The sequence below is a fragment of the Kluyvera sp. EC_51 genome (assembly GCF_019584505.1).
Taxonomy (GTDB): Bacteria; Pseudomonadota; Gammaproteobacteria; order Enterobacterales; family Enterobacteriaceae; genus Kluyvera; species Kluyvera sichuanensis.
In genome coordinates this window covers 12,713-27,902 of the sequence record NZ_VDAG01000039.1, presented here as the reverse complement: position 1 = coordinate 27,902, position 15,190 = coordinate 12,713, and the positions used below count along the sequence as shown (strand labels likewise).

Here is a 15,190-nt window from a genome sequence, read left to right as displayed (position 1 = left end):
TGCTTACTATGACCGGAAAAGCCGTAGTATTATCCGGATAGACTAGGAAAGTGTTACCTATGTTCCCGGTCTGAAGTGTTACCTATGTATCCGGTCGTACAGCAGCGCCGCCGGGATCAGGCGACGATCTGTTCCATCGCTTGCAGGATACGTTTATCCGAGATCGGATACGGCGTCCCCAACTGTTGAGCAAAGAAGCTGACGCGCAGCTCTTCAATCATCCAGCGAATTTCCTTCACATCATCATCTTCACGACGTGACGGCGGCAGCTTGTTCAACCACTGTTGCCACGCCTGCTGGACGCTTTCCACTTTCAGCATCTGCGCGCGGTCGCGGTGTGGGTCGACGGCCATTTTCTCCAGACGTTTTTCAATCGCCTGCAAATAACGCAGCGTATCCCCCAGACGACGGAAACCGTTGCCGGTGACGAAGCCGCGGTAGACCAGGCCGTTCATCTGCGCCTTAATATCCGACAGCCCCAGCGCCATGCTCATGTCCACGCGCCCTTTCAGTCGTTTGTTGATGTTGAACACCGCGGTGAGAATTTGCTCAACCTGTTTGGCAATCTCGACCACCGTCTCATTAAGCTCGGCACGCACTTTCTCGTGCAGCGCGGCAAAGCCCGCTTCACTCCACACCGGCCCGCCCGCTTCATCAATCAGCTTGTCCACGCCGCAGGAGATGCAGTCATCAATCAAATCCAGCACCTTGCCGTACGGGTTAAAGTAAAGCCCCAGCTTGGCCTTGTTCGGCAGCTTTTCGTGCAGATACTTAATCGGCGACGGGATGTTCAACAGCAGTAAACGACGCAAGCCGCGCCACATTGCCTGCTGCTGTTCCAGCTGGTTATCGAACAGTTTGATGGCGACGCTGTCACGTTCATCCACCAGCGCCGGCCAGGCTTTGACCTTATAGTTGCCGCGTTTCTGTTCGTAACGGTCCGGCAGGTCGCCAAAGCTCCAGATATGCAGGCCATTCTGCTCGATACCGTCGTCGGCAACCGACGACAGCGTCTCCTGCACTTTGCCCTTCAGCGTATCTTTCAGCACCTGCAGCGAACGCCCTTCCTGCAGCTTCTTGTTTTTGTCGTCTACCACGCGGAAGCTGATTTTCAGGTGATCGGGCACCTGATCCCACTGCCAGGCTTCACGGTCGACGGTCACACCGGTCATCCGGCGCAGTTCGCGCTCCAGTGAATCCAGCAGCGGCAATTCCAGCGGCGTCGCACGGCCCAGGAAGGCTTCGGCGTAGTTCGGCGCAGGGACAAAGTTACGGCGCACCGGCTTCGGCAGCGATTTAATCAGCGCGATAATCAGCTCACGGCGCAGCCCCGGGATCTGCCACTCAAACCCGGCCTCTTCGACCTGGTTTAACAGCGGCAGCGGAATATGCACCGTCACGCCATCGGCGTCAGCCCCCGGCTCAAACTGATAGGTCAGGCGCAGCTTCAGGTTGCCCTGATGCCAGAAGTTCGGGTAGTCCAGCTTACTAACCTGCTCCGCCCCTTCTTTTATCAGCATGCTCTTTTCGAAGTTGAGCAGATCCGGCGTTTCACGGCTGGCCTGCTTCCACCACTTATCAAAGTGGCGCGCGGAGATTACTTCGTGGCTGATGCGCTGGTCATAGAACTCAAACATCGTCTCGTCATCCACCAGGATGTCGCGGCGACGCGATTTGTTTTCCAGATCTTCAATTTCAGCACGCAGCTTTAAGTTGTCGCGGAAGAAGGCGTGACGGGTCTGCCAGTCTCCCTCCACCAACGCGTGGCGGATAAACAGCTCGCGGCACAGCGCCGGGTCAATCTGGCTGTAGTTAACCTTACGAGCCGCCACAATCGGCAGGCCATAAACGGTCACTTTTTCGGTCGCCATCACCGCGCCCTGCGCCCGTTCCCAGTGCGGTTCACTGTAGGAACGTTTGATCAGATGCTGCGCTACCGGCTCCACCCATTCCGGGTCGATGCGTGCGGCAATGCGCCCCCACAGGCGGCTGGTTTCGACCAGTTCGGCGACCATCGTCCATTTCGGCGGCTTCTTAAACAGCCCCGAACCCGGGAAGATGGAGAAGCGCGCGTTACGCGCACCGGTAAACTCCTGCTTATCGGTATCTTTCATCCCGATGTGCGACAGCAGACCGGTCAGCAGCGAAATATGAATTTCGCGATACTCTGCCGGTTCACTGTTTACCGGGATGCCGAGCTCTTTCACCACCTGACGCAGCTGGGTGTAGATATCCTGCCACTCGCGCACGCGCAGGTAGTTGAGGAAGTCGAGCTTGCACTGGCGACGGAACTGGTTCGACGACAGCGCTTTTTGCTGCTCGCCGAGGTAGTTCCACAGGTTCACAAAGGCCATAAAATCTGACTCTTTGTCATGGAAACGACGATGCTTTTCATCGGACGCCTGCTGTTTATCCATTGGACGTTCGCGCGGGTCCTGAATAGAGAGCGCCGAAGTGATGATCATCGCTTCGCGCACGCAGCCGTGCTTCTGCGCTTCCAGCACCATACGCGCCAGACGCGGGTCAACCGGCAATTGGCTGAGCTGGCGGCCCTGCGGCGTCAACTTGTAGGCGGTGGCCTGTTCATCGGTGGTAATGGCGCCCAGTTCTTCGAGCAGGCGCACACCGTCCTGAATGTTGCGTTTATCCGGCGCTTCCACGAACGGGAACGCGGCGATATCGCCAAGGCCCAGCGCGGTCATCTGCAAAATGACGGAAGCCAGGTTGGTACGCAGGATTTCCGGGTCGGTAAACTCCGGGCGTGACAGGAAATCGTCTTCCGAATAGAGACGGATACAGATACCTTCCGACACACGGCCGCAGCGGCCTTTACGCTGGTTTGCAGAGGCCTGAGAAACCGGCTCAATCGGCAGGCGCTGCACTTTGGTACGGTAGCTATAGCGGCTGATTCGCGCCGTACCGGGGTCAATCACATACTTGATGCCCGGTACCGTCAACGAGGTTTCCGCCACGTTGGTGGCCAGCACGATGCGTCGCCCGCTGTGTGACTGGAAGACGCGGTTCTGCTCGCTGTTCGATAAGCGCGCGTAGAGCGGCAGGATCTCGGTATGGCGCAGGTCGCGTTTGCTCAACGCATCGGCGGTATCGCGAATTTCTCGCTCGCCGCTCATAAAGATTAAGATGTCGCCCGGCCCTTCCTGCCCCAGTTCATCGACAGCGTCAAAAATCGCCTGCAACTGGTCACGCTCGGTGTCATCCGCGTCTTCAACGATCGGACGATAGCGAACGTCTACCGGATAGGTTCGACCGGAGACTTCGATAATCGGCGCGTTATTAAAGTGACGTGAGAAACGTTCGGGGTCGATGGTCGCCGAGGTGATGATCACCTTGAGATCGGGACGACGCGGTAGCAACTCTTTCAGGTAACCGAGCAGGAAGTCGATGTTGAGGCTGCGTTCGTGCGCTTCATCGATAATGATGGTGTCGTACTGCATCAGCAGGCGGTCCTGCTGGATTTCCGCCAGCAAAATACCGTCGGTCATCAACTTGACCATGGTGTTATCGCTGACGTGATCGCTAAAGCGAACCTTATAGCCAATGCAGCCGCCCGGCTCGGTTTTCAGCTCTTCGGCAATACGGTTGGCGACGGTGCGCGCCGCCAGACGACGCGGCTGGGTATGGCCAATCAGCCCTTTGATCCCGCGCCCCAGTTCCATACAAATCTTCGGTAACTGGGTAGTTTTACCCGAGCCGGTCTCCCCGGCAACAATCACCACCTGGTGGTCGCGCACGGCGTTGAGAATATCTTGTTTCTTCTGGCTAACCGGCAGGTTTTCCGGGTACTCAATCACCGGACGCGCCGCTTCACGTAGCACGACCTTACCGGCAGCCTGTTCAATTTCCTGCGCCATCTCCTGGTAAATGGCCTGTTGTGCTTCAGGATTTTTAACCTTCTTGACGCCGTGGAGTCGGCGGGCAAAGCGCAGTTTATCCCGTAGCGTCAGCGCATCGAGGCGCTGGCTGAGCATCGCAAAGGTGATTTTTTGTTGTTCTGTCATAGTCTTATTGGGCAGCGCACTGCCGGGAAAAGCTCTCATAAAGAATCGTCATAGCATACCACACTTGCGCATTTCAGGCCTTGTTCAAAAAAACTGAACATAGACTTCGATATATTGCGCTATCTCTGTGGCAGGATTGTGAATAAAGTGTCATCAAGCAACAGGGCATCGCCCGTCAATCAAATATAAGGAATTACCTATGAGCAAAGTATTAGTTCTGAAATCCAGCATCCTGGCAGGCTACTCTCAATCAGGTCAGCTGTCCGACTATTTTGTTGAACAGTGGCGTGAAAAGCACTCCGCTGACGAAATCACCGTCCGTGACCTGGCTGCCAATCCAATTCCGGTGCTGGATGGCGAACTGGTCGGCGCGCTGCGCCCAAGCGACTCCCCACTGACCCCACGTCAGCAGGAAGCGCTGAAGCTCTCTGACGAACTGATTGCTGAACTGCAAGCCCACGACGTGATTGTTATCGCCGCGCCGATGTATAACTTCAACATCCCAACGCAGCTGAAAAACTACTTCGACCTGATTGCCCGTGCTGGCGTGACCTTCCGTTACACCGAGAAAGGTCCAGAAGGTCTGGTTACTGGTAAACGCGCTATCGTACTGAGCAGCCGCGGCGGCATCCACAAAGATAGCCCAACTGACCTGATCACCCCATACCTGAACGTGTTCCTGGGCTTCATCGGGATCACCGACGTGAACGTGGTCTTCGCCGAAGGTATCGCTTACGGCCCAGAAGTGGCAACCAAAGCGACCTCTGATGCGAAAGCTGCGATCGACAGCCTGGTAGCATAATCGCCCCCAGCAATACAAAAACCCTGCTCACATGAGCAGGGTTTTTCTTTTGTAGCCCGGCCAAGCAAAGCGCCGCCGGGACCGTCTCCGAGCCTCCGGAGTCGGCGTGCCGCCTCGTCCCGACTACTTTCTGTCGTAGCGCAAATACCCTGCGATACCACCGCCGCCATCTTTTGGATGGTGAACACCGTCATGCACTTCCACACAGGCAAAATCAAACGGTGACACGCCCTCGAGACAGGCGACGTTAATCCCGTATTGCTCGGGGTTCGAGCGCCGCTGATGGAAGGTGTAAATCCCGCACACCGAACAGAAAAAATGGACGGCCTCGCCGGTATTAAAGCGGTACTCCGTCAATTTATCCTGCCCGCGTAGTATCTCGATGCCGGACAACGGCGCGGAAACCGCCACCGCACCGCGCATGCGGCAGTAAGAACAATTACAGCGACGAGCCGTGTTCAGGCCATCACTAAGCACCACGGTGAAAGCCACCGCGCCGCAATGACACTGGGCAGAGCGTTTGTCCGTCATTAAGCCTCCCGTTATACGCGAGCCGCGATGCCGTCGAGCGTCGCCAGCGCGTGCTCAGGTAAGGTCAACTGCCCCGCCGCCATGTTTTCCTGCAGATGCGTCACCGATGACGTACCGGGGATCAGCAGAATATTGGGTGAACGGTGCAGCAACCAGGCCAGCGCCACCTGCATCGGAGTTGCATTTAGCGAGCTTGCGACCTCGTTCAGCGCGGAGGATTGCAGCGGCGAGAATCCGCCCAGCGGGAAATACGGCACATAGGCGATACCGTCACGCGCCAGTGTATCGATCAGTTCGTCATCGCGACGGTGCGCAATATTGTACTCGTTCTGCACGCAGACAATGTTAGCGAGCTTGCGCGCTTCCGCCACCTGCGTCGGCGTCACGTTGCTCACCCCAATATGTTTGATAAGCCCCTGCTGCTGCAGTTCGGCCAGCACGCTAACGCTGGCTTCAATAGACCCTTCGCGTGGCGCATGACCGTCGCCGATCATCACGCGCATATTGACCACATCCAGCACATCGAGGCCGAGGTTACGTAGATTGTCGTGCACCGCCTGCTTTAACTCCTCGGCGGAAAACGCCGGCAGCCAGGCGCCCTTGTCATCACGACGCGCGCCAATTTTCGTCACAATCACCAGGTCGTCAGCATAAGGATGCAGCGCTTCGCGGATAATCTGATTGGTGATGTGTGGGCCGTAAAAATCGCTGGTATCGATGTGATTCACACCGAGCGCCAGCGCTTCGCGCAGCACGGAAATCGCGGCATGTCTATCTTTTGGCGGACCAAATACGCCTGGGCCTGCCAGCTGCATCGCCCCGTAGCCGAGGCGATTAACGAATTGAGAACCAAGGGAAAACGTAGTGTAACGGGTCATAACGTCCTGCCTGTAACATCATGATGAATGTGACCGTCAGTATAGGAACGCTTTTTAGGTTGCCACTGTGCTTTTCATGCCATAAACGCAAAAAAGTGACCCAGCCCACGTCCTTCTCCGGAGCTGGACATATTTTTTATAGGGATTTTCGCGATTTGCGAATAACACTTATCGCCAGCACGCTATTTTTCCCACGGCGACATGCTTCTACTATTCGGCTATTCCCATTGATACCCGGAGAAATTACATGAAAGCATTCGCCATTACCCGCGCTGCCAGCGAAGGCAGCAACATTCCTTTTCTCAGCGAGATTGAACTGCCGATTCCTGAGGCGACAGGCCACGATCTGCTGGTCGAAGTCAAAGCCATTTCCGTGAACCCGGTGGACACCAAGGTTCGCGCCGGGTTTAGCGGAGATACGCCGCGCGTGCTGGGATGGGATGCCGTTGGCGTCGTCAAAGCGGTGGGCCCGCAGGTGACGCTCTTCGCTCCTGGCGATGAAGTCTGGTACGCCGGTGCCCTGGGACGCCCAGGCAGCAACAGCGAGTTCCAATTGGTCGATGAACGTATTGTGGCGCTGAAACCGCGCACGCTGGATAACGCCTCTGCCGCGGCGCTGCCGTTAACGGCGATTACCGCCTGGGAGTTGCTGTTTGACCGCCTTGGCGTTACCCGTGGGGGGAACGAAGGCGATACCTTGCTTATCGTCGGTGCGGCGGGCGGCGTAGGTTCCATCCTGACGCAACTGGCAAGCAAGCTCACCAGAATGACCGTGATCGGCACCGCTTCACGCCCTGAAAGCCAGCAGTGGGTGCGCAATGCCGGTGCGCATCACGTGATCGACCACCGCCAGCCGCTGACTCAGGAACTGGCCCGCATTGGTATTCCAGCCGTGACGCATGTTGCCAGCCTCAACAATACCGATGAGCACTACCTTGAGCTGATTGCTGCCCTGGCGCCGCAGGGGAAGCTGGCACTCATTGACGATCCAGAGAGCCTCGATGCACGCCCATTAAAGCTGAAAAGTATCTCGCTGCATTGGGAGTTTATGTTTACCCGCTCCATGTTTGAGACCCAGGACATCATTGAGCAGCATCAGTTGCTGACGGAAATAGCCACACTTATCGATCAGAAAACTATCACCACGACGCTTGGCGAGCATTACGGTGCCATCACCGCGGAAAACCTGCGCAAAGCGCACGCCCAGCTCGAAACCGGCCGGGCGGTGGGTAAAATTGTGCTGGAGGGATTTTAAAATGATTTCAATTATTGCCGTACTGAAGGCGAAAGCGGGAAAACGGGAAGCGTTAAGCGAGGCGCTAAAAGCGCTACTGGCTCCGACGCGTCAGGAGCCGGGAAACCATGACTACGCGCTGTTTCAGTTGCGCGATGAGCCGGACACCTTTTATGTCCGCGAGTCCTGGGATGACCAGGCTGCGCTGGAGACCCACGTGTCCCTCCCACATTTCCAGAACTTTATCGGGCAGATGGACAGCCTGTTAGCCGAGCCGCTGCGGCTGGACTATCTCACGCCCATCGAGTAAGCCCTACTCCTGTAGCCATTTTTCATAATGGGCAGGCCATTGGACGGTTTTCGTCCCTGGCCTGCCTAACGCGAAGCCATGTCCGCCGGTCGGATAACGGTACATCGTTACCGGAATCCGCTCGCGGAGACAGGCTGCCTGCATAATAAGCGTGTTATGCGGATCGGACACCGGATCGTCCTCAGCCTGTACTAGAAACATCGGCGGCGTGCGCGGCGTAACGTATTGTTGCACCGACCACGCGGCCTCTTCGCTTTCCGTCGCCGATTTTCCCACCAGTATTTTATGCGTTGCGGTATGGGTATAGGGCTTCTCAAGCGTAATAACAGGATAAATCAACGCCGCACGGCTTACGCTTGCTGGTCGTTCATCCAGCGCATCCTGCGCCGGGTAGCTATGATAATCCGGCCGTGTTGCGGCCATTCCCAGCAGATGCCCTCCGGCGGAGAAACCCAACGCGCTCACCTGCTTTTCCCGTTGTGCTACGATCCGCAGCGCCCGCTGAGCGTCCTGCAGCGCCACCAGATTGCCATCGTTCCAGCCCTCACCCGGTAACCGATAGCTCAACAGGTACGCGGTATAGCCTCGGGCAACCAGCCAGCGGGCCGCGGGCCAACCTTCCATCGCCATCTCAATTCGCTGATAGCCTCCCCCGGCGGCAATCAATACGCCGTGGCCGTTAGGTGCGGTTGGTGTCAGTACCGTAAGCGATGGCGTGACTACCTGGCTTTGCGCCCCTTTTTGGCTTACCCGCATCGGCCCTATCGGCCCGCCACCACCGGGCGGCGTAGCGGGCCAGAGCGGTATCGTCTGTTGCTGCCATGACGCAGAAAAGGCCGATGAGAAACCGTATCGGGCTGAAAATAGCGTAGCGGTGATACCCAATAGAAAATGGCGGCGGTGCATAAGTGCGACCCAGTAAGTACGGAATCTACAGTTAAGCAGAAAAGAAAGGATGAAGAATGGAGGATTTATGACCAATGATTACAGGGATATCTCGCCTTGAACGGGCTAAATTCCGAAAAGCGTATAGCTGGATAAAAACACAGCCATTTTGATTGCTAGCGCCTGAATGCCTGCTATAGGATCTCAGCACTCCCGAGCATTCGGGGGAGGCGCAATGTTGCGGGGACTTTATCCCCGGCGGCACCTGTTGCTGGAAAGAGAAAACCCCCGCACGTTGTTTGGTATAACCTGGCAACGTAACGAGGGCTAAACTTGAACCTCAACGACTCAAGGATAGCCGCGTACGGTTGCCATTGCAACACAGGCGGTTATATGACGTTCAGGGAAGCGTTAGTGATTGCGGTTGTGACATCAGTGATTGGGCCTATCGTGGTCACGCTGGTTTGTCACTTCTTCAACCTCTAACCTGACAGGAGCGTGATGCCTCGTCGCAATGACGGCATGCGCCCGAACCGGGTCACTGGGGTAAAACCTGGTGGCCTTTTTCGTTAAGGGTTTGTTATGCAGAGCATTGGCCGCAGATATTTAGGGGTAATATTCTCGGATGGTTTGCATTTTCCAACGTTATATAATCAAATACACATCGTTTAATTCCCCTCCTTACTGAGTGACTCATGTCGACATTACAACGTTTACTCCTTGGCCTGACGCTGGCCTGCGCTAGCCTGGTGGCTGCCACCCCTGCGCTGGCCGATCGCACCGTAACCGATCAGCTTGGTCGTCAGGTGACCCTTCCCGATACCGTTAACCGCGTGGTGGTTCTCCAGCACCAGACGCTTAACCTGTTAGTCCAACTCAACGCCTCAGACGATATCGTCGGCGTGCTGAGCAGCTGGAAAAAACAGCTCGGTCCTGAGTTTGCCCGCTTTATGCCCGGCATTGAGAAACTGCCGATGCCGGGTGACCTGACCCAGGTCAATATCGAAAGCCTGCTGGCGCTGCACCCGCAGGTGGTGTTTATCGCCAACTATGCGCCAGAAGCGATGATTCAGCAGATCACTAACGCGGGTATCCCGGTTGTGGCCATTTCTCTGCGCGAAGATGCTGTTGGTGAGAAGAATAAGATGAACCCGACGATGGCGGATGAAGAGCACGCCTACAACGAAGGGCTCAAGCAGGGTATTCGTCTGATTGGCGAAGTGGTCAACCGCAAAACAGAAGCTAACCAGCTTATCGACTACACCTTCAGCGCTCGTGCGAAATTCAACGCCCCGGTCGCCAATATTCCGCAGGCGGAGAAAGTGCGTGTCTATATGGCGAACCCGGATCTCAACACCTACGGTTCCGGTAAATATACCGGCCTGATGATGCAACATGCGGGCGCGATGAACGTGGCGGCAGCAACGGTCAAAGGCGCGCGTCAGGTCTCGCTTGAGCAGGTATTGCAGTGGAACCCGCAGGTGATTTTCGTCCAGGATCGTTACCCTGAGGTGGTGAAACAAATCACCGCCGATCCGCAGTGGCAAGGCATTGATGCGGTCAAAAATCATCGCGTCTGGTTAATGCCGGAATACGCTAAAGCGTGGGGCTACCCGATGCCTGAAGCACTGGCAATCGGCGAACTGTGGATGGCGAAAAAGCTCTACCCGGAACGCTATAAAAACGTCGATGTCGATGCACAGGCGCAGGATTACTACCATCGTTTCTACCGTACTGACTGGCAGGCTAATGCACATCAGTAGTCATCCAAAAACGGTACAGGGTGGGCTGATGTTGCTCACCCTGGTGGTTGCTGTGGTCTCACTTTGTTTTGGGCAGTATGGTCTGTCGATTGGCGATGTACTGAACCAACTCATGCATCCGCACAGCGATGCCGATATTGCCCACCAAATTGTCTGGTCCGTACGCCTTCCTCGTATTCTGATGGCCCTGTTGGCAGGCGGCGCGCTGGGTTTGTGCGGCGCGACGTTACAGGGCGTGTTCCAGAACCCGCTGGTCGACCCGCATATTATCGGCGTGACATCCGGCTCCGCCTTCGGCGGCACGCTGGCGATTCTGCTGGGCTTCAGCATGCCAATGATGATGGGCTCTACCTTCTTCTTTGGCCTGCTGGCGCTGACGCTGGTCTACCTGCTCGCCGCGCTTCAGGGAAGAGAGAGCACGCTGGTGCTGATTCTCGCCGGGATTATTCTCAGCGGTTTCTTTGCCGCGCTGGTGAGCCTGATGCAGTACATGGCCGATACCGAAGAGGTGCTGCCTAATATTGTGTTCTGGTTGCTGGGCAGTTTTGCCACCGCCAACTGGACTAAAGTGCTGCTGCTGTCGATCCCCGTCGCCGTGGCGGCGCTGGTGCTCTACAAGCTGCGCTGGCGTATCAATTTACTGTCGCTGGATGATAAAGACGCCCGTGCCCTTGGCGTGCGCGTTACCGCGCTGCGCCGGGGTGTGCTGCTGTGTTGCGCGCTGCTGGTAGCGGCACAGGTGGCGGTAAGCGGCAGCATCGCCTGGGTGGGGCTGGTGATCCCGCATCTGGCACGGATGCTCTCCGGTGCCGATCATCGCCGCCTGTTGCCCTGCGCATTCTGGATGGGGGCGAGCTTTATGATTCTGGTGGATGACCTCGCCCGCACGCTGACCGCCGCCGAAATCCCGATTGGGATCATCACCGCGCTGGTAGGTGCCCCGCTGTTCACCGTTATGCTGGTACGCGCAAGCCGAAAAGGAATGCTCAAATGACCCCAACGCTTTCCCTTTCCCGGCTCGAGTATGGCCACAAAATGCCGCTGTTTGCGCCACTCAGCCTGCACTGTCAACCGGGTGAAGTCTGGGCTATTCTCGGGGCAAACGGGCGCGGAAAAAGTACTCTTCTGGACACCATCACCGGTGTGTTACCGGCCATCGCAGGTGATATTACCGTGACCGGCGGCGTGGGCATCGTCCCACAGTCTTTCCGCCCGGCCTTTGCATGGCGAGTACGGGAAGTGGTATTGATGGGCCGCGCGCGGCATATCGCCCTCTTCTCGCAGCCACAGGAAGAGGATGAACAGCAGGTGATGGCCGCGCTGGCCCTGTTAAATATCACCGCGCTTGCCGACGCGCTGTTCAGCAACCTGTCTGGCGGCCAACAGCAGTTGGTGATGATTGCCCGTGCGCTGGTCAGCGCCAGCCAGAACATTCTGTTGGATGAACCCTGCTCGGCGCTGGATCTGGGGAATCAGCAAACGGTGTTACAGCTGATTAGCGATCTGGCCCACGCACAGTCGCGTACGGTGATGTTCACCACCCACGACCCCACGCATGCGCTGCAGGTCGCCAGCCATACACTGCTGCTGTTGCCTGACCGTCAGTGGCTGGCGGGGCCAACCGACGAAATTGTGCAGGAACAGAACCTACAGCAGGCGTACGGCGTCAAAGTTCGCAAGCTACAGCTTGAGGATTACCCTGCCGCCGTGGTCACGCCGCTGTTTACTCTGCGTCGCTAGCCAACATAAAGCCCGCATCGCGCAGGCAGCGCTGCCCTTCGTCCGCGAGGATAAACCGGTAGAACTGCCGCGCGACGGCGCTATCGTCCAACATAGCCATGTAGTAATCGCAGCGAATATTCCACTCCGCCGGGATAACCACGCTGCGCACATCCTGCTCGCCTTGCAGCGCCGTTGCGTAGTGCGCGTAGCCGATAAATAGATCGGCTAACCCTTCGCGAATCAGCCAACTGCTCGCCATTTCACCCGCGGGCACCGTCAATGAATCGCGCCCACCGACTAGCGGCATTGCCCGCTGTTTCAGCGATTCGCCGAGCCCAGGAAATCCCGCTTCAAGCTGTTCAAATAGCTGCCAGGTGTAATCTCCCGACGGATCGCACAGCGGCGTTGATGTACCAAGACGCAGCGACGGGTCGCTCAACAGTTCGAGCCAGCTTTTATCTGCCGTTTTCGGGGTATTTCTGACCGTCAGAGTTAGCGAATTGCGCGCAAATATCTGCAGGCCGTGCGCCCGCCCGCTATCGCAGAGCGTTTGCGGGTGCTGTCGGTTAGCGGAAGCAAAGAGCGAGCACGTCGCCCCGCCCTCGATGCGCTCACGCAGTAGCCCGGCAGGTCCGAAAACAAGTTCAACGGGTATCCCGGTTTGAGCGGTAAAGAGAGACTGAAGCGGAATAAAAGCGCGGCGGAGGCTGCCCGCCGCCAGCAAAGTGAGTGTGGTGTTCATAGTAAGCACGTAAAAGCCTGGACATAAGCGTTATGTTACCCAGGCTATTACGACGCTGACCAGCGCTTTAGTAACGAATGTCCGCCAGCGCCTGCAGCTGTTCCGGTGTAGCCACCGGTAAATGGAAGAAATCCAGATAGGCCGGGATCATCTCAAACAGCATGTCGGTACCGCGCTGCACCGGGCAACCACGTTCCATCGCCGCTTGTAAAAATGGCGTGTACTCCTGCTTCATCACCACTTCACCGATAAACGTACCGGGAGCTACCCGCGATATCTCAACCGGTAACGGATCGCCGGGCGACATACCGAGCGGCGTCGCGTTCACCACCAGGTCGTGCTCAGCCGGGTCGCAAGACATCACCGTCAGTCGCAGTTGCGGATAGTGCGCCTGCAGCCGAGCCGCAAGCGCATTCGCCGTGTTTTCCCGGGCGTCGAACAGCGTTAACGCGCTGACGCCTGCGGCAGCAAGCGAGGCGGCAATCGCCGACCCCACGCCGCCGCAGCCGGTGACCAGCGCACGTGCACCAACAGTGCGAAAGCCTTTGCGCTGGATCCCGCGGACAAAACCATCGCCGTCAAACATATCGCCGGTGAGCGTGCCGTCTGCCTCCCGGCGGATCGCATTACAGGCCCCGGCGATTTGCGCGGTTGGGCTCATCCGGGTCACCAGTTCGCAGGTGGCGACTTTATGCGGCATAGTCACCAGCGCGCCGGCAATATTGGTCAGAGTGAAGAGTGTCGGAATCAGCGCCGCATAATCTTCCGGCTTCACGCCCATCGGTACCACTTTGACATCGACCCCCTGGTTTTCAAACCAGGGGTTGTAGATCATCGGTGCTTTAAAACTTTCGGTCGGGTACCCCAAATGAGCAATTAACCGCGTATGCCCACTAATTTGCATGAGTGCTCTCCTGCTCCGGCAGATCCAGCTCAATACGTTTCACGTCGCCAAGGATAAACAGATAAGCCACCACGCCGAGCAGCGCCGCACCGCCGATATAGAACAGCGCGTAGAAGAAGTTGCCGAACGCCGCAACGATAAAGCCAATCACCAGCGGCGTGAGGATCCCCGCCAGGTTGGCGCAGAAGTTGAACAGCCCGCCGGTCAAGCCACCTAGCCCTTTTGGCGCCATATCGGAAATTAAGGTCCAGCCGAGGCCGACCATTCCCTGCCCAAAGAAGGCAAAGGACATCACCATAATGACCGCCGTGTCACTGGTAAGCCAGTTGGCGCTGATGATGCAGCTTGCCATCAATAGCCCGGCAATGATGGGTAATTTACGCCCCAGGTTAGCGTTACCGGTCGCTTTCAGCAGTTTGTCAGACACCCAGCCGCCGAACATCACACCACCCGCTGCCGCCAGGAACGGCATAATGGCGAAGAAGCCCACTTTGATCCACGGCATATGGCGTTCAGTCGCCAGGTAGGTAGGGAACCAGGTGAGGAAGAAGACCAGCACGGTGTTACCCGCGAACTGACCGATACTGGCACCAACAATCTGGCGTTTGCGCAACAACTGGCGCACCAACGGCCAGCTAAAAGCTTTGCGCTGCTCGGCCCCAGTCGTCATGCCGCCGCCTGCGCTGATGTAGTCACGTTCCTGCTCGCTAAGGCGCACATCTTCATGCGGCTCACGATAATGGCGCCACCAGACCAGCGCGAACAGGATGCCGACCACACCGACGGTGATAAACAGCGTACGCCAGCCGAAGCCGTCCATAATCCAGAACAGCAGCGGCGCAAAGCAGGCCAGGCCAAGATATTCCCCGACGGTGTAGACCGCTGTTGCCTTGGCGCGCTCGTGCTGAGGAAACCAGGCACTAACCACTCGGCTGTTCACCGGGAAGCACGGCGCTTCGCTGATGCCAAGGCCAAAACGACACAGCAGCAACGATTTCAGCCCCACGGCAAACCCGTGGAACAGCGTGAACAGCGACCAGAATCCCAGCGCTAGAAAATAGGTCACTTTGTTGCCAAAGCGGTCGAGGAACATGCCGCCGGGGATCTGCGCCAGCGCGTAGGTCCAGGCGAAGGCGGAGAAGACGATCCCCATCACCGCCGCGCCGATACCCAGTTCCTGGGTGAGCTGCGGTGCGGCAATGCCGAGCACGGTGCGGTCGAGATAGTTAATCATTGTTCCGACGGCCAGCAGCGCCAGAATACCGATGCGTCGCCGGGTACGGGGGACCGCGTTAACCGCCTCAGCGGTAGCCACGCGATTATGGCCGAGTGAATTCATAGTCGTTACCTGTCGTTGTCGAGTGCAGATGCGTGTTTATAGTTATGGTCTGTCCTGTGAC

At 57.3% G+C, this 15,190-nt stretch carries 13 protein-coding genes; 6 read left to right on the top strand and 7 right to left on the bottom strand.

The window, feature by feature from the left end; genetic code table 11:
• Positions 1–116 precede the first annotated feature (116 nt).
• On the bottom strand, positions 117–4,019 hold the full coding sequence (gene hrpA / locus FHC49_RS10760) for an ATP-dependent RNA helicase HrpA (protein ID WP_220439736.1): 3,903 nt from the start codon (positions 4,017–4,019) through the stop codon (positions 117–119).
• A 199-nt stretch (positions 4,020–4,218) separates the two neighbouring features.
• Between hrpA and azoR the strand changes: the two genes are divergently transcribed.
• A complete protein-coding gene (gene azoR, locus FHC49_RS10755; RefSeq protein WP_035893172.1) occupies positions 4,219–4,821 on the top strand; it encodes an FMN-dependent NADH-azoreductase in 603 nt (200 codons plus the stop codon).
• Between the two features lie 123 nt (positions 4,822–4,944).
• On the opposite strand, the gene FHC49_RS10750 is transcribed toward azoR, so the two are convergent.
• Both FHC49_RS10750 and FHC49_RS10745 read right to left on the bottom strand, forming a co-directional pair.
• Positions 4,945–5,352: a GFA family protein gene (locus tag FHC49_RS10750; RefSeq protein WP_220439735.1), complete on the bottom strand. Its 408-nt coding sequence runs from the start codon at positions 5,350–5,352 to the stop codon at positions 4,945–4,947.
• Positions 5,353–5,363: 11 nt separating this feature from the next.
• A complete protein-coding gene (locus tag FHC49_RS10745) occupies positions 5,364–6,230 on the bottom strand; it encodes an aldo/keto reductase family oxidoreductase (RefSeq protein WP_220439734.1) in 867 nt (288 codons plus the stop codon).
• A gap of 247 nt (positions 6,231–6,477) precedes the next feature.
• On the opposite strand from FHC49_RS10745, the gene FHC49_RS10740 reads away from it, so the two are divergent.
• Both FHC49_RS10740 and FHC49_RS10735 read left to right on the top strand, forming a co-directional pair.
• Positions 6,478–7,485, top strand: coding sequence for a zinc-binding alcohol dehydrogenase family protein (locus FHC49_RS10740; RefSeq protein WP_220439733.1), 1,008 nt, complete (start codon positions 6,478–6,480; stop codon positions 7,483–7,485).
• 1 nt (position 7,486) lies between these two features.
• Positions 7,487–7,774, top strand: coding sequence for a putative quinol monooxygenase (locus FHC49_RS10735; protein ID WP_220439732.1), 288 nt, complete (start codon positions 7,487–7,489; stop codon positions 7,772–7,774).
• Between the two features lie 3 nt (positions 7,775–7,777).
• Here FHC49_RS10735 and FHC49_RS10730 read toward each other — a convergent pair whose 3' ends face one another.
• The gene (locus FHC49_RS10730) at positions 7,778–8,680 is read right to left on the bottom strand and encodes an alpha/beta hydrolase (protein WP_185668672.1); all 903 of its coding nucleotides are present in this window, start codon (positions 8,678–8,680) and stop codon (positions 7,778–7,780) included.
• Between the two features lie 674 nt (positions 8,681–9,354).
• Here FHC49_RS10730 and FHC49_RS10725 point away from each other — a divergent pair.
• The 3 genes from FHC49_RS10725 to FHC49_RS10715 are packed head-to-tail and all read left to right on the top strand — an operon-like array spanning position 9,355 to position 12,162.
• On the top strand, positions 9,355–10,422 hold the full coding sequence (locus tag FHC49_RS10725) for an ABC transporter substrate-binding protein (RefSeq protein ID WP_220439731.1): 1,068 nt from the start codon (positions 9,355–9,357) through the stop codon (positions 10,420–10,422).
• Complete coding sequence (locus FHC49_RS10720; protein WP_185668670.1) at positions 10,409–11,416, top strand: iron ABC transporter permease; 1,008 nt, start codon at positions 10,409–10,411, stop codon at positions 11,414–11,416. The genes FHC49_RS10725 and FHC49_RS10720 overlap by 14 nt, the downstream gene beginning before the upstream one ends.
• Positions 11,413–12,162, top strand: coding sequence for an ABC transporter ATP-binding protein (locus tag FHC49_RS10715; RefSeq protein WP_220439730.1), 750 nt, complete (start codon positions 11,413–11,415; stop codon positions 12,160–12,162). The genes FHC49_RS10720 and FHC49_RS10715 overlap by 4 nt, the downstream gene beginning before the upstream one ends.
• On the opposite strand, the gene FHC49_RS10710 is transcribed toward FHC49_RS10715, so the two are convergent.
• From FHC49_RS10710 to FHC49_RS10700, 3 genes are all read right to left on the bottom strand, one after another.
• The gene (locus tag FHC49_RS10710) at positions 12,146–12,886 is read right to left on the bottom strand and encodes a substrate-binding domain-containing protein (RefSeq protein WP_220439729.1); all 741 of its coding nucleotides are present in this window, start codon (positions 12,884–12,886) and stop codon (positions 12,146–12,148) included. The two genes, FHC49_RS10715 and FHC49_RS10710, sit on opposite strands and share 17 nt — an antisense overlap.
• Positions 12,887–12,953: 67 nt before the next feature.
• Positions 12,954–13,790 (bottom strand): shikimate dehydrogenase, encoded by an 837-nt coding sequence (locus FHC49_RS10705; RefSeq protein ID WP_220439728.1) that lies wholly within the window; start codon positions 13,788–13,790, stop codon positions 12,954–12,956.
• Complete coding sequence (locus FHC49_RS10700) at positions 13,780–15,129, bottom strand: MFS transporter (RefSeq protein WP_220439727.1); 1,350 nt, start codon at positions 15,127–15,129, stop codon at positions 13,780–13,782. Before FHC49_RS10700 ends, FHC49_RS10705 begins: the two co-directional genes overlap by 11 nt.
• Positions 15,130–15,190: the final 61 nt, after the last annotated feature.